Origin of the sequence: Sphingopyxis sp. A083 (assembly GCF_001468495.1) — a bacterium.
GTDB classification, from domain to species: domain Bacteria; phylum Pseudomonadota; class Alphaproteobacteria; order Sphingomonadales; family Sphingomonadaceae; genus Sphingopyxis; species Sphingopyxis terrae.
The window spans coordinates 716,825-741,095 of record NZ_LNSK01000001.1 but is presented as its reverse complement, the minus strand read 5'-3'; the positions used below and the strand labels follow the sequence as shown (position 1 = coordinate 741,095).

The window sequence follows — 24,271 nt, the reverse complement described above, 5'->3', positions numbered from 1 at the left end:
CGGTCGGTTCCAGTTTGCACCTTTCGATGATGGACCCCCGCCTTCGCGGGGGAACACCACCTTTATATATAACCCTCAAATCTTCCCCAGCGTCTCGCGCCGCGGGCCGAGATAGCCGAACAGATAGGCCGCGACCTTGCGCATCTGAATCTCCTCGGCCCCTTCGGTGATCCGGTAGCGGCGGTGGTGGCGATAGATATGCTCGAAGGGCTTGTGGCGCGAATAACCGATGCCGCCATGCACCTGCATCGCGCGATCGGCCGCCTGACAGACGAGCCGGTTCGCCCAGTAATTGCACATGCTCACCTTGTCGGAGAGGGTGCGCTCGACCTCCTTGTGCGGCATATTGTCCATTTCCCACGCCGTCTTGCGGATAAGGAGGCGCAGCATTTCGGCCTGCGTCGCCAGCTCGACGAGCGGGAACTGGATCGCCTGGTTCTTCGCCAGCGCTTCGCCGAAGGGCTTGCGCTCGCGCGCATAGCGCACGCTTTCCTCGATGCAGTAAACCGCCGCACCAAGCGACGAGGCCGCCTGACGGATGCGGTTCTGGTGGACGAAGCTTTGCGCGATCGACAGGCCGCCGTCGACCGGGCCGAGCCGCGCGCTGTCGGGCACCCACACATCGGTAAAGCTGACACGCGGGTGATCGGTGGGCATGTTGAAGGTCCAAAGATATTCCTCGATCACGAGGCCCGGCGACGGGTTGGGGACAAGCAGGCAGGTGATCCCCTTGGCATCGCCGTCATTGCCACTGGTGCGGCAGAAGGTCGCGCAATGGGTCGCGACATGCATCCCCGTCGTCCACATCTTCTCGCCGTTGATCAGCCAGCCTTCGCCCCCGTCGCGGGTTTCGCGCACCGCGCGCGTTTCCATGTGCGTCGCGTCGCTGCCATGATCGGGTTCGGTGAGGCCAAAGGCGGTGCGGCGTTTGCCTTCGAAGCCGCCGAGGATGAACTCCTGCTTCTGATCGTCGCTGGTACCAAATTGTTCGAACATCTCGACGAAGGGAAAATTGCCGACGATGCTGTGTTCGTTCTGCAGATCATTGTGGAGGCCGAGGCCCTTGGCGGCAAAATGCTCGCGGATCACCGCCATCCACAGGTTCGATCCGTCCTTGCCGCCATATTTCTTCGGCGCCGAAAAGCGCCAGTGGCCCGCGGCATCGGCTTTGCGGGTCGCCTGCTTCAGCAGCTGTTCCCACTCGTGGCGCGGCAGTCCCTGATTGTCCCAGTCGGTGCGCGCATGTTCGCGGCGATGGTCGAAGAAGCGGATGTTGTCGTCCGCCTCCTCGAGCGGTTTGATCTCCGCTGCGATGAAGGCGTCGAGTTCGTCCAGATAGGCCTGCAAATCGGCCGGAACCGCAAAATCCATCGTCTCTCTCCCGTTTGTCTCTATCCGTTCCAGGCGGCCCGCGCCGCGGCGAGCGCGGCATATTTGGGACTGTCGACCGCGCATTTGTCGAGCGCCGCGCGGCGCAGGCGCGCGAGCAGGCCGGGGTCGGCAAGCGTCGCCCGCCCGGCCAGTATGTCCCCGGCCAGCGCCTTGTCCTCGGCACGGATGCCCGCGCCAAGATCGCGCATCACGATGCCGAGCGCGTTCATCGCGACCGCGACCTGAAATTTGCCGTGCCCCTCGGCCTGCGGCTTGATCGCCTCCCCCAGCCAATCGCGCACCGCCTGCACCATTTCCTGCGTCGTCGGTTCGCCGACCGGCGCCGCGGCGGCGGCAGGCGAAGGCGGCAGCGGCGCCGCGCGCTCGGCCGCGGGCGCCCCATCTTCGAGCAGCCGGATGATGTCGAGTTCCTGTTCGGCAGTGCGCCGCCCCACGACCACGCGTTCGACCGTCGTATCGGCGCCGCTCCGCCACGCCTGCCCCATCTGCAGACAGCCGAGCGCCCACCACAGGGTGCGATAGACGAGCCAATATTTGAAGCGGTCGCGGTCCACCGGACGCCCGCCCGCGGCCTCATAGGCGGCAAAATAATCGTCGAGGCTGCCGACCCCGAACGCCGGCTTGTCGAGCATGCCGAACCGCCACACCGTCATGCAGCCGAAGGCCAGATCCTCGTGCGCGTCGCCCAGATGCGCGAGTTCCCAGTCGAGCACGGCGGCAAGACCATCGGCATCGACCATGACATTGCCCATGCGATAGTCGCCATGGACGAGCACCGGGTCGGCGGGTTCGGGCAGATGATCCTCGCACCATTTGACCGCGAGCGCGATCGCCGGCCGGTCGCCGCCATAGGAAAGGAAGCGCGCCTTGAGCTCCGCGAGCGCTGCGGCGGTATCCATCACCGGAATTTCGGCCGGGATCGCGTCGCGCGGCAGCGCGTGGATCAACGCCAGTTCGCGCCCCAGATCGGCGACGAGCGACCGCGGCGCCGCCGCTAATATCTTCGCCGGGCTGACTTCGGCGATGACGCGCCGCATGACATAGCCCGTGCCCATGCCGTCGGCATCGGACAGCACCCCGATAACCTCGGGCGCCTTGACCCCGCCCGCGTGCGCCGCCCGGACCAGCGCAGCCTCGACCGAATGACCATAAGGCCGCCCTTCCATATATTCGGCCGAGGGCGCACGGCGCAGCACATAGGCACCGCCGCCCCAGTCGAACGCCCAGCTTTCCATATTGGCGCCGCCTGAAAGGCGGATCAGATTCGACAGGTCGCCGGCACCGGCAACGCGCATCATGAAGGGAGGCAGCAAGGTCGACAGATCGGACATTACTTCCCCTTGCTAAGTATTTTCGGGCTCCGCAAGCCCGTAATCGTGACAGGTGGGCGCGGCCGCGCGTCAGATGTTCGCACGCCCCCGCTGCATCACCGCCATCCGCCGCGCCTCGACCTCCTCGGCGCGAACGGCGCGGTTCGCCGCCGACGACCGCGCCTGTTCGAGCGCCATCGCGTCACCGAAGGGCAGCGCATAGCCGTCGTCGATCAGCCGCTTGTAGCGTCGTACCATCGCCGGATCGGCGCTGGCGATATCGCGCGCGAGCGCCTGCGCCGCGGGCACCAGTTCTGCGGGGGCAACGACGCGATTGACGAGGCCCCAGTCGCGCGCCGCTTCGGCGCCCAGGAAATTACCCGTAAGCGACAATTCCTTGGCGCGGCCGATACCGATCAGCCGCGACAATTTCTGCGACAGGCCCCAGCCGGGCATGACCCCGACGCGCGCATGTGTGTCGGCGAAGCGCGCTGCCGTCGATGCGATCAATATGTCGCAGGCGAGCGCAAGCTCGAACCCGCCGGTGATCGCAACCCCGTTGATCGCGCCGATCACCGGCTGCGGGCAGAGCTCGATCGCCTTGACCGGATTCTCGTCGGCGTCGGTGGCATTGGCGGCGCCCAGATTGCTAGTGTCGGCCCCCAGTTCCTTGAGGTCGAGCCCGGCGGTGAAGGCCCGCTCGCCCGCCCCCGTCAGCACGATCGCGCGCACACTGTCGTCGGCGGCAAGCCCCCGCATCACCGCCGCAAGCTCGGCGCGCAGCGCCCGCGAGAGCGCATTCATCGCCTCGGGGCGGTTCAGGGTGACCGTTGCTACGGCATCATAATGGGCGACGAGGACAAGGGACATCAGGCGATTTCTCCGAAAGATCGATAATCGTCGACATGCGCGTTGGCACGGCGGAAGTTGGTGAAGCTCATGCTCGCCGACAGGTCGAGCGCCTCGACCTGATGCCACCAACCGACGGGCAGGAAGATCGCCTCGCCCGGCCCGATTACGCATTCGAGAACCGGCGGCGTTTCGGCGGTGCCATCGCCCGCCGGCAGCGCTTCGTTGCCCCAGTCGGAAAAGCAATGGCGGCTGTTGCGCATCCGCGCAAAGGCCCAGGGCGGCGCCATGCGGACCCGCTTGCGGCCCATGACCTGTACGAGCAGATTGTTCGTCAGATCGTGGTGCCAAGGCGTCAGCGTCCCTTTGGGACCGAGCCAGAAAAAGCCGTCGCGGCCGTCGCGCGGTTCCAAGAGGTCGATCGGCGCCAGGTCGTCCCACAGGACCGCGAGCGCCGCCGCGTTGGTACCGCTGTTATAGGCCGTCAGATAGATGTCGTTGCTGACCTCGTCCCCCCGCAACCAGTCGATCAGCTCGCCGAACCGCAGCATCCGCCGGTGAGCGTCCTTGGCGAGTTCATAATCGGGGTCGCCGTCGCGCCCCACCTGCGCCTCGACCGCCGCGCCGCCCGCGACCGCCGCAAAATGATCGAGCGACCAGCGCGACAGCGCGGGCCAATGATCGACCAAGCCGGTCAGCTTCGCCGGACGGTTCGCATCATAATAGCCGCGATAGAATTCTGCGGTGGCAATGCGGTCGACAGTATCGAGCGCGAAGCCGCCTTCGCTCTCGCGCGCAAGCCGCGCCTGATTGGCGAACAACCATTGCTGCTTGGCACCGCGCGACGCCTGCCGCCGCAAGGCGAGCGCCATCGGGTCCTTTGCGAGCCGCTCGACCTCATATTTCGCCGATGCCGCCGACACGCCCGCGGCGATCAGCCGCGCATGCAGCGCCGCATCATCGTCGCCCGCGGCCAGCCCGTCGGCGAGGATAAGGCGCTTGTCGGCTTGGGGCATCGAACGACTCCAAAGGGGCAGCGCCCACCCTATGATCGCGAATGCGTCGGTATCAAGACGCCCGGCTCAGCGGCGCTCCGTCGCGGGCTCTTCCCCGGCCGCGCCTTCCGCCGTCTCCTTCGGCGGTTCGGCGGGGGTGAAGCTGCCGTTTTCGATCAGCCATTGCGGGTAGCGGCCCTGGATGTCGGCCATGATGCGGTCGATCGCCGCAGCGACCTGTTCGCCTTCGCCCTCGCGGTCGCGCTGGACGACGACGCGGCGCGCCTGCGCATCGACCAGCACCCGCGCGCGCGGAATCAATTCGCCGATGGTCAGCCCGGCGATGATCCCCATGCTGTCGGCGTCACGCTGTTCGAGCGTGGCGAGCCGCTGGTTCAGCCGCTCCTCGAACTGCACCGCGGCGTTGGTCTGCTGCTTGAGCTGGACGAGGTTGACGCTGACGTCGCGGTCGAGATCGCCGCGCACCTTGGTGGCAAGCTGATCGTTGAGCTGCGCCGAATATTGGTCGACGAGGACAACGCCGTCGACCGCCACCTCCTCGCCCTCGGTGCGGACATTCAGGCTGTCGATGCGATCGCCGTCACCGAGCAAGCGGTTGAGTTCGGACTGCACCGCCGAGCGTGCGCGGATCTCGCGCGCGATATTGTTGAGCGACAGCGCCAGCGGGATCGACAGCACGCCCAGCGTGACGATGATTCCGGTTATCTGCATCGCGGTATGCTGCGGGGTCAGCGACGGGCCGAATTTGTTGACCCTTGCGACGATCGTCGCGGCAAAGGCGATGGCGAGCGTGTTCGTCAGGAAGAGCAGCGCCGAACCAAGCGCGAAGTCGGGGCGGCCGGTGGCAAGACCGAAGCCGATCGTCGAGAGCGGCGGAACCAGTGCGGTCGCGATCGCGACGCCGACCATGACGCCCGACAGCTTGCGCAGGATCGCATAGACGCCGGCGATGCCGCCGACGACGGCGACACCGAGATCGAGCAGCGTCGGCTGCGTCCGCGCGCGCAGTTCGGGGGTGACGTCCTTGATCGGCGACAGCCAGATGATCAGCATCGCGACGAGCACCGCGACCGCCATCCCCGCCGCCATGGTGACGAGCGAACGCTTGATGAGATTGGATTCGAGCGTCGCGAGGCCAAAGCCGACGCCCATGATCGGGCCGAGCAGCGGCGATACCAGCATCGCGCCGATCACCACCGCCGCAGACCCTTGAAGCAGGCCGAGCGTGGCGATCGCCGCCGACAGCGTGATCAGCAACAGGAATTTCTGATTGAGCCGCGCGTCGCGCGCGACGCTGGCCAGAATCAGCGCGCGGCCATGGACGGCTTCTTCGTCGTCGGCCGCGCGGTCATCATCGTCGATTTCGCGCCCCGGCCCCGGCCGCGCGGACCGGCGACCGCCGGCGTTGAACGGCGCGTCGCCCAGTCCGGGCACTCCGGGATGATTGCCGGCCATATGGTCGGGCGGTTAGATCTTGCCGGTCAGTTCGGGCACCGCGCTGAACAGATCAGCGACGAGGCCGAGATCGGCGACCTGAAAGATCGGAGCGTCTTCGTCCTTGTTGATAGCGACGATCGTCTTCGAATCCTTCATCCCCGCGAGGTGCTGGATCGCGCCCGAGATGCCGATCGCGAAATACACCTCCGGCGCGACGATCTTGCCGGTCTGGCCGACCTGATAGTCGTTGGGGACATAGCCCGCATCGACCGCGGCGCGCGAAGCACCGAGCGCGGCACCGAGCTTGTCGGCGAGCGGAACGATGACTTCCTGATATTTCTCGCTCGAACCCAGCGCACGCCCGCCCGACACGATGATCTTCGCGGAGGTGAGCTCGGGACGATCCTGCTTGGCGATTTCGGCGCCGACGAAGCTCGAAATGCCGGCGTCGCCGCCAGCCGAGACGGCTTCGATCGCGCCAGAACCACCGGTGCTGGCAGCCTTGTCGAAGGCGGTGCCGCGAACGGTCAGAACCAGTTTCGCATCCGAGCTTTCGACGGTCGCGATCGCGTTGCCGGCATAGATCGGGCGGGTGAAGGTCTTCGGACCCTCGACCGACAGGATTTCCGAAATCTGCATCACGTCAAGCAGCGCGGCGACGCGCGGCGCGATATTCTTGCCGGTCGTCGTCGCGGGCACGACGAACGCGTCATGGCTGCCCATCAGATCGGCGACGAGCGGCGCGATATTTTCGGGCAGGTTGTGACCGAAGGCGGCGTTGTCGGCGACATGCACCTTGCCCACGCCCGCGATTTCCGACGCCGCCTTGGCAACGCCATCGACGCCTTCACCGGCGACGAGCAGATGGACTTCACCAAGCTTCGACGCGGCGGTCACCGCAGCGAGCGTGGCATCCTTGACGGCGCTGCCGTCATGTTCGACCCAAACGAGCGTTTTCATGAGTGCACTCCCATCGCCTTCAGCTTGGCAACCAGTTCATCGACATCGGCGACCTTGACGCCGGCCGAGCGGACGGGCGGTTCCGAAACTTTGACCGTCTTGACGCGCGGCGCCGTGTCGACGCCGTAATCGGCGGGCGCCTTGGTATCGAGCGGCTTCGACTTCGCCTTCATGATGTTCGGCAGCGACGCGTAGCGCGGCTCGTTCAGACGCAGGTCGGTGGTGACGATCGCGGGAAGCTTCAGTTTCACCGTTTCGAGACCGCCGTCGACTTCGCGCGTCACGCTGACATGATCGCCTTCGACGTTCACGGCGCTGGCGAAGGTGCCCTGCGCCCAGCCGGTGAGCGCGGCGAGCATCTGGCCGGTCTGGTTGTTGTCGCCGTCGATCGCCTGCTTGCCGAGGATCACGAGACCCGGCGTTTCGGCATCGGCAATCGCCTTCAATATCTTCGCGATCGCGAGCGGTTCGGCTTCATCGTCGGTCTGCACCAGGATTGCGCGGTCGGCGCCCATCGCGAGCGCGGTGCGCAGCGTTTCCTGCGCCTTGGCCGGGCCGACGCTGACGGCGACGATCTCGGTCGCGACGCCCTTTTCCTTGAGGCGGATCGCCTCTTCGACAGCGATTTCGTCGAAGGGGTTCATCGACATCTTGACGTTGGCAAGGTCAACGCCCGTGCCGTCCGCCTTCACCCGCGGCTTCACGTTGTAATCGAGCACCCGCTTCACGGGGACGAGGATTTTCATGGCTTTTCAGCTCCTCTCGAAGAATTGTGCAGTGCGCCATAATTGGCGTTTACGTAAACGTCAACCTGTGGGCGACCCCTTCCGCCGCAAGAGCGGAAGGGGAAAACCAGTCAGGCCGCCTTCGCAACCTCTGCGACGATCTTCTTCGCCGCGTCGCCCAGATCGTTCGCGGGAACGATCGCGAGACCCGAGTTCGCCAGGATTTCCTTGCCCTTTTCGACGTTCGTGCCTTCCAGGCGGACGACCAGGGGCACCGACAGATTCACTTCCTTCGCCGCGGCGACGATGCCTTCGGCGATGATGTCGCACTTCATGATGCCGCCAAAGATGTTGACGAGAATGCCCTGAACGGCGGGATCCTTGAGGATGATCTTGAACGCCGCGGTGACCTTTTCCTTGTTCGCGCCGCCGCCGACGTCGAGGAAGTTCGCCGGGAAAGCCCCGTTGAGCTTGATGATATCCATCGTCGCCATCGCCAGGCCGGCGCCGTTGACCATGCAACCGATATTGCCGTCGAGCTTGATGTAGGCGAGGTCATATTCGCTCGCTTCGACCTCGGCCGGATCTTCTTCGGTCAGGTCGCGCAGCTCGGCGAGATCCTTGTGACGGAACATCGCGTTCGAATCGAAGCCGACCTTTGCGTCGAGGACATAGAGCTTGTCGCCTTCGTCGGTCGGGCAGATGGCGAGCGGGTTGATTTCGATCTGCGAGGCGTCGGTGCCGAGGAATGCGGCATAGAGGCCCTCGAGGATCTTTGCCGCCTGCTTGGCAAGATCGCCCGACAGGTCGAGCGCCTTGGCCACCGCGCGGCCGTGGTGCGGCATCAGGCCGGTGGCGGGATCGATGGTGATGGTGTGGATCTTTTCGGGGGCCGAGTGCGCGACTTCCTCGATGTCCATCCCGCCTTCGGTCGACGCGACGACCGCGATGCGGCTGGTGGCGCGATCGACGAGCAGCGCGAGGTAGAATTCCTTGCCGATGTCGACGCCGTCGGTGATGTACAGGCGGTTGACCTGCTTGCCGGCCTCGCCGGTCTGGATCGTCACCAGCGTGTTGCCCAGCATGTCCTTGGCGTGCGCTTCGACTTCCTCGATGCTCTTGGCCAGGCGAACGCCGCCCTTGGCATCGGGGCCGAGTTCCTTGAACTTGCCCTTGCCGCGGCCGCCCGCGTGGATCTGTGCCTTGACGACGTAAAGCGGTCCGGGGAGCTGCTTTGCCGCCGCGACGGCTTCCTCGACACTCATCGCGGGAATGCCCTTGGGCACCGCGACGCCAAATTTCGCGAGCAGTTCCTTGGCCTGATATTCGTGGATGTTCATGAGCTCTGCCGGGCCTTTCGACTCTGTAAGCGGGGAGATATGCGGCGCCGCATAAGCACAAGTTGCGCGGCAAGGCTACCCCTGCCGCGCCCAGAAAATCTTGACACGCGCCAAAGCGGCGGTTGGATCAGCGCAGCGCGCACACCGCGGCGGAGCTGGTCGTCACCGCCAATATCTCCGGATCCTTGAGCGCGCGGACCTTGCGGAAGAACTGGTCGAGCGTCAGGTCGGTGATTTCGCGGTCTTTCAGGCTGCCCAGCGCCGACAGGCGGCGAAGCTGGACGAGCGACAGCCGGTCGACCATGCGCCCCGCCATGCACGTCGACATCGCCTTCGACAGACCTGCATTCTGAAGCCCGTTGCGCAGCCGCGTCTCGGGCGTCGCGCAGGCGGACAGGACCAGCGGCAGCGCCAGCAGCGGAACCATCACCCGTTTCATCGAAGCCTACTTTCCGTGAAATTCGGCCACCGCGCCGGAAACCGCCTGCATCAGCGCCATGCGCGCGGGGATCGACGCCGACGTGTCGCCCAGCATCACGACGATGGCATAGCGCGTGCCGTCAGGCGCGGTGGCGATGCCGATGTCGTTATAGCCTGCCGTCTCGCCTTTGTAATCCTGGCCGGTGCCGGTCTTGTGCATGAAGTCCCAGCCCGAGGGGAGCCCGGCCTTCAGCCGCTTCGGCCCGCTGTGCGTCCGGCTCATCACGCCCATCAGATATTGCGTCGATTCGGGCGACAGCAGCGCCCCGCGCGCCAGCCGGGTCAAGGCGCTCGCGATCGCCGCCGGCGCGGCGCCGTCCATCGGATTGGCAAGATAGGCCTCGCGCGCGGCCTTGCGCGTCGAATCGGGCAGCGCGGCGCGCGCCTGCTGGAAGGCATTGCCCCGCGAATAGCTCTGCTGCCACGACAGGCCCGCGGTCGCGCTCTGCAACAGGCGTTCGCCGGGACCGAAACGGATAGATCCCAAATCCTTCTTCGCGATGAAGCGCCGGACCGCCTCGGGACCGCCCACCGTGCGCAGCAGGCTGTCGTTGGCGGTGTTGTCGCTGTGCGTGATCGCGGTTTCGATAAGGTCGCGCACGCTCATCGTCACCTTGCCTTCGGACCGCACGCGCGCCGCGAGCGGCTGATGGAACAGGGTGAGGTCATTGGGGCCGATGTCCACCTGGCGGTCGAGGCTGAGCTTGCCCTGGTCGACCGCATCGAGCACGGTCATCGCCACCCACAGTTTCGACACGCTCTGCTGCGGGAACAGTTCGCCGCCGCGTTCCGAAAACGACCATTCGCCGTCGATACGCTGAACCGCGATGCCGGTCTTGCCGGGAAAAGTTCGCCAAAGCTGGGAAATCCGGTCGCTGAGACCACTCGGCGGGCGCCGGAAGCCCGGATCGACGACGTCCTTTGGGGGCGCATTCACCGCGCGCGCCGGGGTTGCGGTGCTGACCGGCGGCCCGATGGGCACGCTGACCGCACCGCGCGGCGCCGTTTGCGCCTGCCGCGGCGTCGGCACCAGTGCCGCGCCGCTGACGCAGCCCGCCAGCGCCATACCGCCAATCGCCATACCGAGCAGCCGCCTGCCCGAAAATCCCAACGCCATCATAACCCCGCAACCCGCGACCAGTTTATCGCCCGACCTTTTTGGTCGGCACCATGCGTCCCGCACTCCGCCTGCGCGGACCAGCGATTTGCGGTGAATGATTCCTATCGCGCGATAAGTGGCGGAACACTGAACGGCTCGCCGCGTGCGGCGCCGTTCAGGGCGCCGGGGTCGCCCGCACCCATTCGGGATAGAGGCGTTTCAGCGCCGCCAGCTTGGGCGCGTCCCAGCGGCGGATATAGCCATTGTCGGGATGCAGGCGCATGAAATCCTGATGATAGGCTTCGGCGCGGTAAAAGCCCTTGTAGCTTTCGATCGGCACCACGATCGGCGCCTTGAAATAACGGCCCTTGCCGATCTGTGCCAGATACGCGGTCGCAACCTGCCGCTGTGCGGCATCCATCGGCACGATCGCGGCGCGATACTGGGTGCCGCTGTCGGGCCCCTGCCGGTTCTTCAGCGTCGGATCGGCGACCACGGAAAACAGGATGCGCAACAAGGTGCCATAGCTGACCACCGACGGGTCATAGACGATACGAACCGACTCGGCGTGCCCGGTCGTGCCGGATGAGGTCTGATCATATTCGGCGGTGGCCTTGCTGCCGCCATGATAGCCCGATTCGACCGACACGACGCCCTTCACATTGGAAAAGACGCCTTCGACGCCCCAGAAGCATCCGCCCGCGAACACGGCAACCGCGCGCTTCGTCTTTACTGCGGGATCGACGGCCGCCGCGGGGAGCTTGACGACGCTTTCCGCCTGCGCGGGCGCGCATTGCGCCAGCACCGCGGCAGCAATCAGCGCGGCGAAGGGGCGCCGCATCGCGGTCAGATCGGCATGGCGACCGCCGGCTGATTCAGCACGACGATCAAGGCACCAATGGCGAAGCCGGCGAGCATGGTCGGAAACCAGTCGGAGCGGAACATCGAAAACATATAAGCCTCTTTTTGTCATATTGTCGTTTTCGCGGGGGAGGCCCCCTCGGTTACAGCGACGATATGGCGCGCCCCGTGCCGCCGTGCAGTGACCGCCATCACCCATAGCGACGATGGCTTACTATCCGGTGAACCGGATGAGGGGGCATCGTTCAGACGGCGCCGGTCCGGCGCCGCGGTCAGCGCAGCGCGGCGCAGGCCTGCTGGATGCGGATGCACGCTTCCTTGAGCACCGCCTCCGACGTCGCATAGGAAACGCGGAAGGCTGGCGACAGACCGAAGGCCGCGCCATGCACCGCCGCGACGCGCGCGGTGTCGAGGAAATAATCGATCAGCGCTTCGTCGCTGTCGATCGGCTTGCCGTCGGGGGTCGTCTTGCCCATGCAGCCGCTCGCGTCGGGATAGACATAGAAGGCCCCGTCGGGAACCGGGCAGTTCAGCCCCGGCGCGTCGTTGAGCATCGCGACGACCATGTCGCGGCGCTTGCGGAACGCGGCGTTGCGCTCCTCGAGAAACTGCTGCGGCCCGCCGAGCGCGGCCACCGCCGCGGCCTGTGCCACCGAACAGGGGTTCGAGGTCGACTGCGACTGCAGCTTGCCCATTGCCTTGATCAGCCATGCGGGGCCGCCGGCATAGCCGATGCGCCAGCCGGTCATCGCATAGGCCTTGGAACAGCCGTTGACGGTCAGGATACGGTCGATCAGGTCGGGGCAGCGCTGCGCCAGCGTCGAGAAGGCGAAATCGGCGTACCAGACATGTTCGTACATATCGTCGGTCATCACCATCACATGCGGATGGCGGCGGATGACCTCGCCCAGCGCGTCGAGTTCCTCGGGCGAATAGGCGGCGCCCGACGGGTTCGACGGCGAATTGAAGATGATCCAGCGCGTCTTCGCGGTGATCGCGGCGTCGAGCTGTTCGGGCGTGATCTTGTAATGCTGCGCCGCCGACGCCTCGATCGTCACCGGCGTGCCGCCGGCAAAGGCGACGATGTCGGGATAGCTGACCCAATAGGGTGCCGGGATGATCACCTCGTCACCGGGGTCGACAGTCGCGACGAGCGCGTTGAACAGCGTATGCTTGCCGCCGACATTGACCGTGATCTGGTCGAGCCCGAAGTCGAGCCCGTTGTCGCGGCGGAACTTGCCGCGGATCGCTTCCTTGAGCGCGACCGTGCCGTCGACCAGCGTATATTTGGTCTGGCCGCCGCGGATCGCCTCGATCGCCGCTTCCTTGACGAAATCGGGCGTGTCGAAATCGGGCTCACCCGCCGACAGGCCGATCACGTCGACGCCGTCCGCTTTCAGCTTGGTGACGCGCGCGGTCATCGCGAGCGTGGCCGAGGGCTGGATGCGGTTGAGGGCGGCGGAGGTGTGCGGCTTCAGCGACATGACGATACTTTCCGTGGCTTGCGCGGACAGGCTGCAAAATGACAGGAAATTGCGCTGGGCCGCGCCTAAAGCCTCTGCCCGCAATAGGCAAGCGGGGCATGGGATAAATTACCTATGCGGGCCTAAAGTCCTCCCCACCTCTCATCGTCACCCCGGCGAAGGCCGGGGTCTCCCCGGTGCGGACCGAACGAAGGGGCGAGACCCCGGCCTTCGCCGGGGTGACGATCATGTTCGAGCGGGCTGCGCCAGTCGCGCCGGGATCAGCCCGCGCAGCGAATTGCCGATGAAGAAGCCGTCCGCCAGATCGGCGAGGCGCAGATGCGACTCGACCGCCCGCCCCTTTTCGACCAGTTCGGCGCGCAGCACGCCGGGCAACAAGCCGAGCGACAGCGGCGGCGTGAGCAACAGGCCGTCGCGTTCGACGAAGATATTGCTCCAGCTTCCTTCGGTCACGAACCCCGGCTCGTCGACGAACACAACTTCGGCGGTGCCGTGCGCCGCACGCACTTCGTCATAGGCGCCGCGAAGGCTGGTCTTGTGGGTCAGACGGAAATCGCCGGGAGCGAGCGGCGCAGGCGCGACGGCGACCGGCACCGGGAGCTCGGCAAGCCGCGGCAATGGCGACACCTCGACCGCAAGCGCGCCCGAAGGCGCGAGCCGCATCCGCACGCGCGCTGCGCTGCGCAGGCGAAAGGTCGCCGACTGCAGATTGTTGCGCGCGCCGTGGCGGTCGAAACGAAAGCCCAGCGCCTCGGCGCTCGCCTTCATGCGCGCCAGATGCCCCTCGAGCCGCTGGACGCCGTCCACGGGATCGAAGTGCATCGTCTCGATCAGATCGAAGCTTTGCCCGGCAGCGACCACAAATTCCCCCTTGGCCAGACATTCGCGCCATTCTTCAGCCGGTTCGCTGTCGGCGACGATTCCGGAACCCAGTCCCAGCGTGGCGCAATGCGCTCCGTCGCGCAAGTCGCGCTGCGACGGAAAGACGAGCGTTCGGATCGCGACATTGAACGCCGCCTCGCCATCGGGCGCGATGAAGCCGATCGAACCGGTGTAAAGTCCGCGCGCTTCGTCCTCCAGTTCGTCGATGATCTCCATCGCCCGCACCTTGGGTGCGCCGGTGATCGACCCGCAGGGAAAGGCGGCGCGCAGCACGTCCGCGGCCCCCTTGTCCGCGGGCAGGCGCGCGGTGACGTCAGAGACGAGCTGATGAATCGTGGGATAGGTTTCGACGCGAAACAGGTGGGGCACCGCGACCGATCCGGCCTCGGCAACGCGCGACAGATCGTTGCGGAGCAGGTCGACGATCATCAGATTTTCGGCACGCTGCTTGGGATCCTGCGCGAGCGCCCGCGCCCCGCGCGCGTCGCTTTCGGGATCGGCGCGACGCGCGGCCGTGCCCTTCATCGGCCGCGCCATCACCGCGCCGCCGCGCAGCGCAAAGAAAAGCTCGGGCGACAGCGACGCGATCGCCTGCTCGCCGGTCCAGATAAAACCGCCATATCCCGCCCGCGCCGTCTGCCGCAGCCGCGCATAGACGGCGAGCGGATCGCCCGCGAAGGGCACGTCGGCGCGAAAGGTCAGATTGGCCTGATAAATGTCGCCGGCGCGAATATAATCGAGAACCCGCGCGACAGCGGCCTCATAGTCCGCACGCGCCACGCGCGGCTGTGGAGCGCCGATCCAAGCGGCATCGGGATCGGGAAGAAGCGACGCAACTGCGTCGGCATCGATCCGCTCGACACGCTCGAACAGGCCGAACCAGCCGAGCGGCGCATCGAAGTCCATCGGCAAGGCAGAGCGGTGCCGCGAGGCGGGCGCCAGCGCCTTGCCCCCATCATAAGCGAGATAGCCCGCGGCATGCAGCCCGCGCGCGCGCGCCGCCGCCAGACCATCAAGCAGAGCCGCCACGTCCCGCACCTCACGCGCGCAGAGGATTTCTATCGGATCGCGGAACAGCCGCGCGCACGCTGCATTCTCTGCCCGCGCGTCGTCGAGCAGTACAAAGGGCGAAGCGCCAACCGTCGGCCGGCTCAATCGCGCGGTCGTGGTCATGGCACGGCAGTCAAAGGCGCCAGGCTGTCAGCGGTCGCGCTTCATGCGGATCGACCGCCCACCCTCTACGCTGGCGAAATAGCTGCCCATCGTCGCGGTCTTGATATGGATCTTCTGGCCGGGCTTAGGTTGCCGCGGCAATACCGTGGTATCGATCTGCGACCAGACGGCGCCGTCTTCCATCGTCATCGTATATTTCCCAGACTGGTTCATGCTCACCGATTTGATGACCGTATCGATCTCGCGCACCTCATCCTCGTCGCCGCCGAAAATGCCGCCGAGCTTGGGAAAGCTGAACCCGAACAGGCCACGGCGCGTCTTCTTGGCCGTTTCGCGATCGGTAAAGACAATTTCGCGGGCCTCGTCCGCACTGGCAAGCGACCCAACCTCGCGGTCGAAACAGGCAAGACGCTGCGCCGGATCGGCGATGTCGCGGCATGCGTAGAGCTGTTCGATCTGCGCCGGGCGGGGCGGGGCCTTGTCTTTGTCCTTTGCGGACGCGGGGGTCACGATCAGACAGCCCATGACGGCAACGGCCGCGACGATCCGAGATGAAAGCTGCGACATGACAATCCCCCTGCAAAGACGATGGCCCTGCCTAGCCGCCGCGGCGCCGGCCCGCAAGCGCGCTGCCGATTGCGATATCGGCTTACTGACCCTAGTGTAAGGAAATCCCGCCTCATTTTGCGAAAGGACGTCATCTCCCGATGGGCACGCTCTACGACTGGTCGACCGATTATCGCCACCCCGCCGCCTGGGACCAGTCGTTCGCGCCGCTCTCGCTGCCCGCCATGCTCGCCGACAGCGTCGCGCGGCGCGGCGAGGCGCCGATGCTCGACTTCATGGGGCGCCGTTTCAGCTATGCCGAAGTCGCGGACGGGGTTGCCCGCGTCGCGCGCGGACTGCAGCAGCGCGGCATCGGTAAGGGCAGCCGGGTCGGCCTGTTCCTGCCCAATGTCCCGCATTATGTCGCCGCCTATTATGGCGCGCTCGCCGCGGGTGCGACCGTGGTCAATTTCTCGCCGCTCTACACGGTCGCCGAACTCGAGGCGCAGGTGGAGGATTCGGGAACCGACACGCTGTTCACGATCAGCGCCTCGGCGCTGTTGCCGACCGCGCTCGCGGTGCTCGAGGGGTCGAGCCTGAAGCGGCTGGTCGTCGGCTCGATCGCCGGCGGGCTGCCCGCGGCCAAGTCGATCCTCTACCGCCTGTTCCGCCGCAAGGAGACGGCGGCGGTGCCCGACGATCCGCGCATCATCCGTTTTTCGGCGCTGACCGACAATGATGCGCGCCCCGATCCGGTCGCCATCGACCCGGAAGGCGATGTCGCGCTGATCCAGTATACCGGCGGCACGACCGGCACTCCAAAGGGCGCGATGCTGACGCACCAGAATCTGACCGCCAACGCCCGGCAGGTCAATGCGATCGACCCCGACCGCGACGCCGACGACCGCATCCTCGGCGTGCTGCCCTTCTTCCACGTTTTCGCCAATACCTGCGTCCTCAACCGGACGGTGCTGAACGGCGGCATGATCGCGATGCTCCCGCGCTTCGACGCGAAACAGGCGCTGCAGACGATCACCCGGACAAAGGCGACGGCGCTGCCGGGCGTGCCGACCATGTATCAGGCGCTGCTCGACCATCCCGACCTTGCCAAGACCGACTTTTCCAGCTTGCGCGTCTGCATTTCGGGCGGCGCGCCGATGCCCGCCGAACTGCGCGAGAAATTCGTTGCGGCGACCGGCGCGTCGCTCGTCGAAGGCTATGGCCTTACCGAAAGCGCCGGGGTCGTCGCGACCAACCCCTATGAGGGTCCGGTCAAGGCGGGAACGATCGGCCAGCCGATCCCCGCGACGCATATCCGCCTGCTCGACAAGGAAGATCCGGCCAAGGACGCGCCTGAGGGCGAGCCCGGCGAGCTGGCGGTCAGAGGGCCGCAGATCATGCGCGGCTACTGGAACCGCCCCGATGCCGACCAGGACAGCTTCACCGCCGACGGCTGGCTGCGCACCGGCGACGTCGCGACGATCGACGCCGACGGCTATATCCGCATCGTCGACCGGCTGAAGGACATGATCGCGGTCGGCGGTTTCAAGGTCTATCCAAGCGAGATCGAGCATAAACTCTACCAGCACCCGGCGGTGAAGGAAGCGATCGTGCTCGGCGTCCCCGATCCCTATCGCGGCGAACATCCCAAGGCCTTCGTCACGCTGGAAGAGGGTTATGACGTCTCGGGCGACGCGCTCGCCGCCTGGCTCAACCCGCAGCTTGGCAAGCATGAACGCGTGAGCGCCGTCGAGGTGCGCGATCATCTGCCCAAGACGATGATCGGCAAGCTGGACCGCAAGGCCTTGCGCGCCGAAGCGGGGGGATGACAACCGCCCCTTCTCACCCCCGCCTTCGCGGGGGTGACGGGAGAGGCGCTGACGCGAAGAAATGTCATAATGTGACATTGTAACCTTTGTCATGTTATGCCATATCAAGGCCTGCAATTGCTTTCCTTGGAGAATCGGGTGACGCACGTCGCCAGCCATGCCCCTGTTCTAACGCGCCTTAGTGCGCTGGTTCGGGCTGCGCGCGATTCGCGGCCGCTGACCGCTTTGACGGGCGATCAGCTCGCCATCGGCCTGTCGGGCCTGTGCCTCGTCCACTGCCTTGCCAGCACGATCTTCTTTGCCTCGATCGCCTCGGTCGGCGGCGCGTTGTTGCATCCTGCCTTTCACGAGATCGGGCTGGTCGTTGCGATCGGCTTTGCGCTGGTTACGCTCGTCGCCGGGGTGCTCAGCCACGGCTATATGATGCCTTTCGCGGTCGGCAGCTTCGGGCTGGGCATGATGGCGGGCGCGCTGTCGCGGCCGCATGACGGCAGCGAAGTGCTCGCGACGATGATCGGGGTCGCGGTTGTCGCGCTCGGGCACGATCTCAATCGCCGCGCGGCGCACTGATACGCATTGCCCGCAGCTTGCGGGCGCCCTCCAAAGCGCCTACATTATCCCTATGGGCAAGCACGAACATGCGCATATCGAGGCCAGCGGCGCCTCGCTCGCCAATGCGGCGCAGGACGCGCTCGAAAAGGCCGGCGAAGCGTGGACCGACATGCGCGCGCAGATTTTCGATGCGGTCGCCGAAATTGGCAAGCCCGCGAGCGCCTATGAAATCGCCGACATCGTCTCGCAAAAACGCGGCAAGCGCGTCGCGCCCAACAGCGTCTACCGTATCCTCGACCTGTTCGTTGCCAACAATCTCGTCCGCCGGGTCGAAAGCGCCAATGCCTTTGTCGCCAACAGCCATCCGGGCTGCCTGCACGACTGCATCTTCCTGATCTGCGACAGCTGCGGCAACGCCGTCCATGTCGATAATGACAAGCTGTCCGACGGCGTGCGCGCCGCCGCCGCCGCGACCGGATTTGCTGCCGAGCGCCCGGTGATCGAAGTGCGCGGCAAATGCGCCGAGTGCCAATAGGTTGAATGCGGGCGCGCTGCCAGCGGTACGCTGGTGGCTCGCGGCGCTTTTCCTCGGTTTCGGCACCATAACGGTCGGCCTTTGGCTGAGCCAAACCTTCCCGCAAGACAGCTTCGCCGCCGAACCCGGCTATGGCGCGCCGGTGCTTGCCTTCGAATTCGCGGGCGGGCAGGACGATCTTCTCGCGATCTTCGGACCCGATAGCGACCCGCGGCAGGTCGGGCGCCTCGCCGCAATGCGAACCGGCAACGAGCGCGACTATCTCTACATGCTGCTTTACGCGGGATTCCTCGCCAGCGGCCTGATCGCACTGGGTCGCGAGACGGGGCTCCGCATCGTCGCCGTGGCCGCGGCGCTGCCGATCCTGGCCGCTCTTTGCGACGGGTATGAAAACTGGCTGCTGTTCGACATCCAGGCCGCCTTCACTGCAGGCGATTATTCGCCCGCGATGGCAAGCCTGCCCTATCCGGTCGCCGCCAAATTCGTATTGCTGGCGCTGACCAATGTCGCGATCGGGCTTGCGCTCGCACAGCTCGGCGGGCGCTGGTGGACCCTGGCGGGAACACTCGTCATCGTCGCCTGCGTCCCTACGCTGATGGCGATCGCCCTGCCCGCCCATTATGGCTGGACGCTGCTCGCAGCCGCGGGTGGCGGCTGGATCGTGCTGCTCGGCACCGCGGCGATCGCCTCCTGGCGCGGAGTTGTGCAGGCTCGTCCACTCGTCGTCGCGCCCACCGCGCCACCACCTCGCCCGATCGCCCGCCCGTCCGCGCGCCGCCAGGCGAGCCCGCCCGCGACCGGTTTCGGGCGCCGCAGGCGCTGACCCCTTTCCGTTGCCGCGATGCGGGTCTAGGGAAACCGCGACTCACGAAACCGGGCAAAGGGCTGCACATGAACACCGTCATCATCCGCGAAGACGACCTCATCGAAACCGTCGCCGACGCGCTCCAGTACATCAGCTATTTTCACCCGATGGACTATATCCGCGCGCTGGGTGCAGCCTATGAGCGCGAAGTGTCGCCCGCCGCGAAGGACGCGATGGCGCAGATCCTCTCGAACAGCCGCATGTGTGCCGAAGGGCACCGTCCGATCTGTCAGGATACCGGCATCGTCACCGTGTTCATCAAATGGGGCATGGACTGCCGCCTCGACAGCCCGCGCAGCCTGCAACAGGTCGTCGACGAAGGCGTCCGCCGCGCCTATCTCCACCCCGACAACAAGCTGCGCGCCTCGATCCTCGCCGATCCAGCGTTCAGCCGCGTCAATACCAAGGACAACACGCCGTCGGTGCTGAATGTCGAAATGGTCCCCGGCGACAAGGTGCATATCGACGTCGCGGCGAAGGGCGGCGGCAGCGAGAACAAGTCGAAGTTCAAGATGATGAACCCGTCGGATTCGATCGTCGACTGGGTGCTCGAAATGGTGCCCCAGATGGGCGCGGGCTGGTGCCCCCCCGGCATGCTCGGCATCGGCATCGGCGGCACCGCCGAAAAGGCGATGCTGCTGGCCAAGCAGTCGTTGATGGACCCGATCGACATGACCGAACTGCTCGCACGCGGGCCGAGCAATCCGACAGAGGAACTGCGCATCGAGCTTTATGAAAAGGTCAATGCGCTCGGCATCGGCGCGCAGGGGCTCGGCGGCCTCGCGACCGTGCTCGACATCAAGATCAAGGATTGGCCGACCCACGCCGCGTCGAAGCCCGTCGCGATGATCCCGAACTGCGCCGCGACCCGCCACGCGCACGTCACCCTCGACGGCAGCGGCCCCGCCTATCTCGAAAAGCCGGTGCTCGCCGACTATCCGCAGATCGACTGGGCGCCCGACAGCGCGGCGAAACGCGTCGACCTCGACACGCTGACCCCCGAAGTCGTGGCCAGCTGGAAACAGGGCGACCGCATCCTCCTCAATGGCAAGATGCTCACCGGCCGCGATGCCGCGCACAAGCGCATCGCCGACATGCTCGCCAAGGGTGAAGAGCTGCCCGTCGAGTTCAAGGGCCGCGTCATCTATTATGTCGGCCCGGTCGATCCGGTGGGCGAGGAAATCGTCGGCCCCGCCGGCCCCACCACCGCGACGCGCATGGACAAGTTCATGGACATGATGCTCGAACAGGGCCTGCTCGCCTGCGTCGGCAAGGCCGAACGCGGCCCCGCCGCGACGCAGGCGATCGCCAAGCACAAGAGCGCCTATCTGATGGCAGTCGGCGGCGCCGCCTATCTCGTCGCGCGCGCGATCAAGGGCTCGAAGGTCGTCGGCTTCGCCGACCTCGGCATGGAGGCGATCTACGAATTCGAGGTCAAGGACTTCCCCGTCACCGTCGCGGTCGATAGCGAAGGCCAGAACGTCCACGTCAACGCGCCGAAAATCTGGCAAAAGCGGATCAACGACGAAGGGCTGCTTGAGAAAGCCTAACCATCAAAGGCTGCTCTTCCGTTCCCGTCATCCCAGCGAATGCCGGGGTCTCGCCGGTGCATCCTTGCCATCCCCTCCAATTTGAAGAACACTCCCGCACAGCATACACAGCATAGGGGACGCGTGATGGATTTCCGGGAGCTTGACCGATTGAACCGCCGCGCATTGCTGCGCGGCACCGCGATGCTGGGCGCGGGTGCGATGATGATGCGGCCGCTGCCGACGCTGGCTGCAAGCGGCCCGATGGCGGCGATCCGCAAGGCGGCCGAGGCGGGCAAGGAGGCGTCGGTCAAGCGGCTGCGCGACTGGATCGCCCTGCCCTCTATCGCGGCGGAAAATCGCAACATGGCCGAAGGCGCGGCCTATATGGCCGAGCTTGCGAGGGACGCGGGGTTTTCCAATGTCGAGATCGTTCCTACCGACGGCCAGCCCGGGGTGTTCGGCACCATCGATGTCGGGGCGCCGCGCACGCTCGGCATCTATTTCATGTACGATGTGAAGCAGTTCGACCCCGCCGAATGGTCGTCGCCGCCGCTCGAAGGCAAGATGGTCGACAAGCCGGGCTTTGGCCTGTCGATCGTCGGGCGCGGCGCGGTGAACCAGAAGGGGCCCGAGGCGACCTTCCTAGCGGCGCTTCACGCGATTCGCGCTGCGAAGGCGAAATTGCCCGTCAACATCGTCCTGATCTGCGAGGGCGAGGAGGAGATCGGCTCGCCGCATTTCCGCCAGGTCGCGACCAAACCGAATGTGCTCGCCGCGCTCAAGAAATGCGACGGCATTTTCATCCCCTTCGCCTCGCAGGACAAGACCGGCGCGGTCGATGTCAATCTGGGGTCGAAGGGTATCATCGAACTTGAACTGATCGCCAGCGGTGAAAAATGGGGCCGCGGCCCCAAGGGCGACGTTCATTCCAGCCTGAAGGCGATGCTCGATTCGCCAGCGTGGCGGTTGGTGCAGGCGCTCCAGACGCTGGTCACGCCCGACGGCAATACGCCGGCGATCGAGGGCTGGTTTGAAAATGTCCGTCCGCTTACCGAGCGCGAAAAGATGCTGATCCGCGAAGCCGCAAAGGGCGCCGACGAGGCGGCCGAAAAGCAGGCGCTCGGCGTCAACGTCTGGATCGACAACCTCAAATATGACGATGCGCTGATCCGCCTCGCGCAGGAACCGACGGTCAATATCGAAGGGTTGGTCGCGGGCTACACCGGTCCCGGCGGCAAGACGATCCTGCCCGGCCGCGCGGTCGCGAAGCTCGACCTGCGCCTCGTCCCCAACCAGACGCGCGCCGAGGCCGAAAAGAAGCTGCGCGCCCACCTCGACAAGCATGGCTTCACCGATGTCGAAATGAACGTGTCGGGCGGCTATGATCCGACCGAAGTCGCCGAGGACAGCCGCCTCGTCCGTACCGAGCTTGCCACCTACAAGGCGCTGGGCGTCAAGGCGAACATCAACGCGCGTCTGGCGGGAAGCTGGCCGGGCGCGACCTTCACCGCGCCGCCCGTGTCGATCCCCGCCGCCCATTTCGGCATCGGTCACGGGTCGGGCGCGCACGCGCCGAACGAATATTATCTGATCGATTCGACCAATCCCAAGGTCGCGGGCATGGTCGATGCGACGATGGGCTTCGCCGAATTTCTCTACACCCTCGCGGCGATCAAGTGACCGGCGATCTCAACGGGGTCGCCCATGTGATCCTGACCGCCGGCGATTTCGCGCGGTCGACGGCTTTCTGGCGCGACCTTATCGCCTATCTCGAGCTCAAGGTGGTGCTCGACAGCGACGCGATGCTCTACGGCGTCGGCGGCCGCACCGCGATCGGCATACGGACCGGCAGCCCGGAAAATGCCGGGAAACGCTTCGATCAGGGCGCGCCGGGGCTGCATCATGCCTGTTTCCGGATGCGCGATCGGGACGCGGTCGACCGCCTTTATGCCTTGTTGAAGGATCGCAGCGACATCGTCTTCGTCCACGGCCCGCAGGAGGAGCCCTGGGCGCCGGGCTATTATTCGATCCTCTTTGAAGACCCCGACGGCATCCGCATCGAATTCAACCACGTCCCCGGCGTCGGCCTGCTCGAAGCGGGCCGCGAGATCGGCGGCGCCGAAATCTTCGATTAAAAGCCGTAAACGAGCGTGAAGCGGGTGAGCGTATCGACGGTCTTGACCCCCGCCGGCGGATGGGTGTCGATGTCGGCCGAATAGGAGACCCGCGCCGACAGCGCACCCGAAAGCTTCGCATTGAGCGCGGTCAGCGAGCTGGTCGTGGTCGTGCGATCGCCGACGATCGTCGAGGCGACCTGGGTCAGCCGCAGGTTCGGCGACATCTGCCACCCGAAATCGAGCCCCGCGAGCCCGGTGAGCTCGCTCTCATGCCCGCCCGCAACCAGTTCGGTCTGCCGCCACGCCGGCCCGGCCTTCAGGTTGAGCGTCATCGTCTTGCCGTCGATCAGCTTGTAGCCAAGCCCGCCCGACGCGCTCCAACGCGCATCGAACCCCTGCATCCGGTCGCGCTCCCACCGGCCCAGGCCAAAGGCAAAGGCACGGTTGCCCATGCGGATTTGCGGTTCATATTCGGCAAGATATTTCTCGATCGTCGTCTTGCCATTGGTGCGCTGATAATCGGCCTGAACGCGGAAGCGCTGATCCCAGTCCAGCCCCTTGCGCGCCAGCGCGATGCCGGCGCTGAGCCCGGTCGATTTCGAATTGCCCGAGCTGTGCGAGGCACCGATCTGCCCCTCGCCCTTCCAATGCTGCCAGAATTTCGCGCTCGCCAGCCGCGCCCGCGCCGCATCGGCCGCCGCCTGCTTCTCGGCCGCGCGCTTGGCGCGATAATCGACCAGCAGCGCATCGATGTCGGCGACCTGTGCGGGGCTGGTCTTTTTGGCAAGCGCCCCCACCGCTTCTACATCGCCGTCCTTCTTGCTCGCCATGGCGGCGGCCAGCATCTGGAGGACCGGATCACGCTCGGGCTCCCGCTTGGTTCGCGCGCGCCAGGCCGAGAGGATCGCGTCGATTTCATCGAGCGATCGCGGATTGGTCGCCTTGGCGAGCGCCACCACGGTTTCCACATCCTTGCGCTCGCCGCTGTCGATAGCGGCGCCAATCATCGCACGCACCGGATCGGGCAAGGGCAAGGGCCGCGCCTCCATCGCCGCCGTGACCGCCGGCACCGTCGCGGCGGGCAGCGCCGGACCGGCAACGGCGGCATGCGCCGGCGGCGCGCCGACAGCGGTCAGGAGAATGGCAACCGGCAGCGGCGCGAACTGTCTCATCGAACGGGATCCTTCTTGTGGGGATGCCCCGGGTAATTGCCCCGGGACCGGTTTTCCGATCGGGCGTAGAGCCGTGCCGCCGCTCTTAACCGCAAAGCCGCTGGCATTTCCACCC

Annotated in this window: 22 protein-coding genes; 7 read left to right on the top strand and 15 right to left on the bottom strand. The window is 65.9% G+C overall.

Features of this window, described 5'->3' with window-relative positions; genetic code table 11:
* Positions 1–75: 75 nt before the first annotated feature.
* The 14 genes from ATE59_RS03575 to ATE59_RS03510 form a co-directional block, all read right to left on the bottom strand.
* Positions 76–1,371, bottom strand: a complete 1,296-nt coding sequence (locus ATE59_RS03575) for an acyl-CoA dehydrogenase family protein (protein WP_058811209.1) — start codon at positions 1,369–1,371, stop codon at positions 76–78.
* 20 nt (positions 1,372–1,391) lie between these two features.
* Entirely contained in the window at positions 1,392–2,723 is a 1,332-nt protein-coding gene (locus ATE59_RS03570; protein ID WP_058811208.1) for a phosphotransferase, read from the bottom strand.
* A gap of 69 nt (positions 2,724–2,792) precedes the next feature.
* Positions 2,793–3,572, bottom strand: a complete 780-nt coding sequence (locus ATE59_RS03565; protein ID WP_058811207.1) for an enoyl-CoA hydratase — start codon at positions 3,570–3,572, stop codon at positions 2,793–2,795.
* Positions 3,572–4,567 (bottom strand): cupin-like domain-containing protein, encoded by a 996-nt coding sequence (locus ATE59_RS03560; RefSeq protein ID WP_058811206.1) that lies wholly within the window; start codon positions 4,565–4,567, stop codon positions 3,572–3,574. The genes ATE59_RS03565 and ATE59_RS03560 overlap by 1 nt, the downstream gene beginning before the upstream one ends.
* A gap of 66 nt (positions 4,568–4,633) precedes the next feature.
* A complete protein-coding gene (locus tag ATE59_RS03555; protein WP_058811205.1) occupies positions 4,634–6,022 on the bottom strand; it encodes a DUF389 domain-containing protein in 1,389 nt (462 codons plus the stop codon).
* Positions 6,023–6,034: 12 nt separating this feature from the next.
* Complete coding sequence (locus tag ATE59_RS03550; protein ID WP_058811204.1) at positions 6,035–6,964, bottom strand: electron transfer flavoprotein subunit alpha/FixB family protein; 930 nt, start codon at positions 6,962–6,964, stop codon at positions 6,035–6,037.
* Entirely contained in the window at positions 6,961–7,710 is a 750-nt protein-coding gene (locus tag ATE59_RS03545; RefSeq protein ID WP_003042796.1) for an electron transfer flavoprotein subunit beta/FixA family protein, read from the bottom strand. The genes ATE59_RS03550 and ATE59_RS03545 overlap by 4 nt, the downstream gene beginning before the upstream one ends.
* A 110-nt stretch (positions 7,711–7,820) precedes the next feature.
* A complete protein-coding gene (gene sucC, locus ATE59_RS03540; protein ID WP_003042798.1) occupies positions 7,821–9,029 on the bottom strand; it encodes an ADP-forming succinate--CoA ligase subunit beta in 1,209 nt (402 codons plus the stop codon).
* A 127-nt stretch (positions 9,030–9,156) separates the two neighbouring features.
* A complete protein-coding gene (locus tag ATE59_RS03535; protein WP_040589774.1) occupies positions 9,157–9,468 on the bottom strand; it encodes a hypothetical protein in 312 nt (103 codons plus the stop codon).
* Between the two features lie 6 nt (positions 9,469–9,474).
* Positions 9,475–10,626 (bottom strand): class A beta-lactamase, encoded by a 1,152-nt coding sequence (gene bla / locus ATE59_RS03530; RefSeq protein ID WP_058811306.1) that lies wholly within the window; start codon positions 10,624–10,626, stop codon positions 9,475–9,477.
* A 157-nt stretch (positions 10,627–10,783) separates the two neighbouring features.
* On the bottom strand, positions 10,784–11,449 hold the full coding sequence (gene msrA, locus ATE59_RS03525) for a peptide-methionine (S)-S-oxide reductase MsrA (protein ID WP_058811203.1): 666 nt from the start codon (positions 11,447–11,449) through the stop codon (positions 10,784–10,786).
* 292 nt (positions 11,450–11,741) lie between these two features.
* Positions 11,742–12,953 carry a pyridoxal phosphate-dependent aminotransferase gene (locus ATE59_RS03520; protein ID WP_003042809.1) on the bottom strand — a complete coding sequence of 404 codons (1,212 nt, stop codon included), beginning with the start codon at positions 12,951–12,953 and terminating at the stop codon, positions 11,742–11,744.
* A gap of 225 nt (positions 12,954–13,178) precedes the next feature.
* Positions 13,179–15,008 carry an aminodeoxychorismate synthase component I gene (pabB, locus tag ATE59_RS03515; protein WP_197409125.1) on the bottom strand — a complete coding sequence of 610 codons (1,830 nt, stop codon included), beginning with the start codon at positions 15,006–15,008 and terminating at the stop codon, positions 13,179–13,181.
* A 27-nt stretch (positions 15,009–15,035) separates the two neighbouring features.
* Positions 15,036–15,575 (bottom strand): hypothetical protein, encoded by a 540-nt coding sequence (locus tag ATE59_RS03510; RefSeq protein ID WP_058811202.1) that lies wholly within the window; start codon positions 15,573–15,575, stop codon positions 15,036–15,038.
* Positions 15,576–15,715: 140 nt separating this feature from the next.
* Between ATE59_RS03510 and ATE59_RS03505 the strand changes: the two genes are divergently transcribed.
* The 7 genes from ATE59_RS03505 (at position 15,716) to ATE59_RS03475 (ending at position 23,002) form a co-directional block, all read left to right on the top strand.
* A complete protein-coding gene (locus ATE59_RS03505; protein ID WP_058811201.1) occupies positions 15,716–17,383 on the top strand; it encodes a long-chain-fatty-acid--CoA ligase in 1,668 nt (555 codons plus the stop codon).
* 138 nt (positions 17,384–17,521) lie between these two features.
* The gene (locus ATE59_RS03500; RefSeq protein ID WP_082657275.1) at positions 17,522–17,953 is read left to right on the top strand and encodes a MerC domain-containing protein; all 432 of its coding nucleotides are present in this window, start codon (positions 17,522–17,524) and stop codon (positions 17,951–17,953) included.
* Between the two features lie 52 nt (positions 17,954–18,005).
* Entirely contained in the window at positions 18,006–18,470 is a 465-nt protein-coding gene (locus ATE59_RS03495) for a Fur family transcriptional regulator (RefSeq protein ID WP_003042824.1), read from the top strand.
* Between the two features lies 1 nt (position 18,471).
* Positions 18,472–19,293 carry a hypothetical protein gene (locus ATE59_RS03490; RefSeq protein WP_058811200.1) on the top strand — a complete coding sequence of 274 codons (822 nt, stop codon included), beginning with the start codon at positions 18,472–18,474 and terminating at the stop codon, positions 19,291–19,293.
* A 68-nt stretch (positions 19,294–19,361) separates the two neighbouring features.
* Positions 19,362–20,885 (top strand): fumarate hydratase, encoded by a 1,524-nt coding sequence (locus tag ATE59_RS03485; protein ID WP_058811199.1) that lies wholly within the window; start codon positions 19,362–19,364, stop codon positions 20,883–20,885.
* Between the two features lie 126 nt (positions 20,886–21,011).
* On the top strand, positions 21,012–22,547 hold the full coding sequence (locus ATE59_RS03480; protein ID WP_058811198.1) for a M20/M25/M40 family metallo-hydrolase: 1,536 nt from the start codon (positions 21,012–21,014) through the stop codon (positions 22,545–22,547).
* Complete coding sequence (locus ATE59_RS03475; protein WP_058811197.1) at positions 22,544–23,002, top strand: VOC family protein; 459 nt, start codon at positions 22,544–22,546, stop codon at positions 23,000–23,002. Before ATE59_RS03480 ends, ATE59_RS03475 begins: the two co-directional genes overlap by 4 nt.
* On the opposite strand, the gene ATE59_RS03470 is transcribed toward ATE59_RS03475, so the two are convergent.
* Positions 22,999–24,156 carry a DUF481 domain-containing protein gene (locus ATE59_RS03470; RefSeq protein WP_058811196.1) on the bottom strand — a complete coding sequence of 386 codons (1,158 nt, stop codon included), beginning with the start codon at positions 24,154–24,156 and terminating at the stop codon, positions 22,999–23,001. The two genes, ATE59_RS03475 and ATE59_RS03470, sit on opposite strands and share 4 nt — an antisense overlap.
* Positions 24,157–24,271: the final 115 nt, after the last annotated feature.

Excerpts from the sequence above, each read along its gene's own strand:
- ATE59_RS03575 (WP_058811209.1), bottom strand. The coding sequence starts at position 1,371 with ATGGATTTTGCGGTTCCGGCCGATTTGCAGGCCTATCTGGACGAACTC.
- ATE59_RS03570 (WP_058811208.1), bottom strand. The coding sequence starts at position 2,723 with ATGTCCGATCTGTCGACCTTGCTGCCTCCCTTCATGATGCGCGTTGCC.
- ATE59_RS03565 (WP_058811207.1), bottom strand. The coding sequence starts at position 3,572 with ATGTCCCTTGTCCTCGTCGCCCATTATGATGCCGTAGCAACGGTCACC.
- ATE59_RS03560 (WP_058811206.1), bottom strand. The coding sequence starts at position 4,567 with ATGCCCCAAGCCGACAAGCGCCTTATCCTCGCCGACGGGCTGGCCGCG.
- ATE59_RS03555 (WP_058811205.1), bottom strand. The coding sequence starts at position 6,022 with ATGGCCGGCAATCATCCCGGAGTGCCCGGACTGGGCGACGCGCCGTTC.
- ATE59_RS03550 (WP_058811204.1), bottom strand. The coding sequence starts at position 6,964 with ATGAAAACGCTCGTTTGGGTCGAACATGACGGCAGCGCCGTCAAGGAT.
- ATE59_RS03545 (WP_003042796.1), bottom strand. The coding sequence starts at position 7,710 with ATGAAAATCCTCGTCCCCGTGAAGCGGGTGCTCGATTACAACGTGAAG.
- sucC (WP_003042798.1), bottom strand. The coding sequence starts at position 9,029 with ATGAACATCCACGAATATCAGGCCAAGGAACTGCTCGCGAAATTTGGC.
- ATE59_RS03535 (WP_040589774.1), bottom strand. The coding sequence starts at position 9,468 with ATGAAACGGGTGATGGTTCCGCTGCTGGCGCTGCCGCTGGTCCTGTCC.
- bla (WP_058811306.1), bottom strand. The coding sequence starts at position 10,626 with ATGGCGTTGGGATTTTCGGGCAGGCGGCTGCTCGGTATGGCGATTGGC.
- msrA (WP_058811203.1), bottom strand. The coding sequence starts at position 11,449 with ATGCGGCGCCCCTTCGCCGCGCTGATTGCTGCCGCGGTGCTGGCGCAA.
- ATE59_RS03520 (WP_003042809.1), bottom strand. The coding sequence starts at position 12,953 with ATGTCGCTGAAGCCGCACACCTCCGCCGCCCTCAACCGCATCCAGCCC.
- pabB (WP_197409125.1), bottom strand. The coding sequence starts at position 15,008 with ATGACCACGACCGCGCGATTGAGCCGGCCGACGGTTGGCGCTTCGCCC.
- ATE59_RS03510 (WP_058811202.1), bottom strand. The coding sequence starts at position 15,575 with ATGTCGCAGCTTTCATCTCGGATCGTCGCGGCCGTTGCCGTCATGGGC.
- ATE59_RS03505 (WP_058811201.1), top strand. The coding sequence starts at position 15,716 with ATGGGCACGCTCTACGACTGGTCGACCGATTATCGCCACCCCGCCGCC.
- ATE59_RS03495 (WP_003042824.1), top strand. The coding sequence starts at position 18,006 with ATGGGCAAGCACGAACATGCGCATATCGAGGCCAGCGGCGCCTCGCTC.
- ATE59_RS03485 (WP_058811199.1), top strand. The coding sequence starts at position 19,362 with ATGAACACCGTCATCATCCGCGAAGACGACCTCATCGAAACCGTCGCC.
- ATE59_RS03480 (WP_058811198.1), top strand. The coding sequence starts at position 21,012 with ATGGATTTCCGGGAGCTTGACCGATTGAACCGCCGCGCATTGCTGCGC.
- ATE59_RS03470 (WP_058811196.1), bottom strand. The coding sequence starts at position 24,156 with ATGAGACAGTTCGCGCCGCTGCCGGTTGCCATTCTCCTGACCGCTGTC.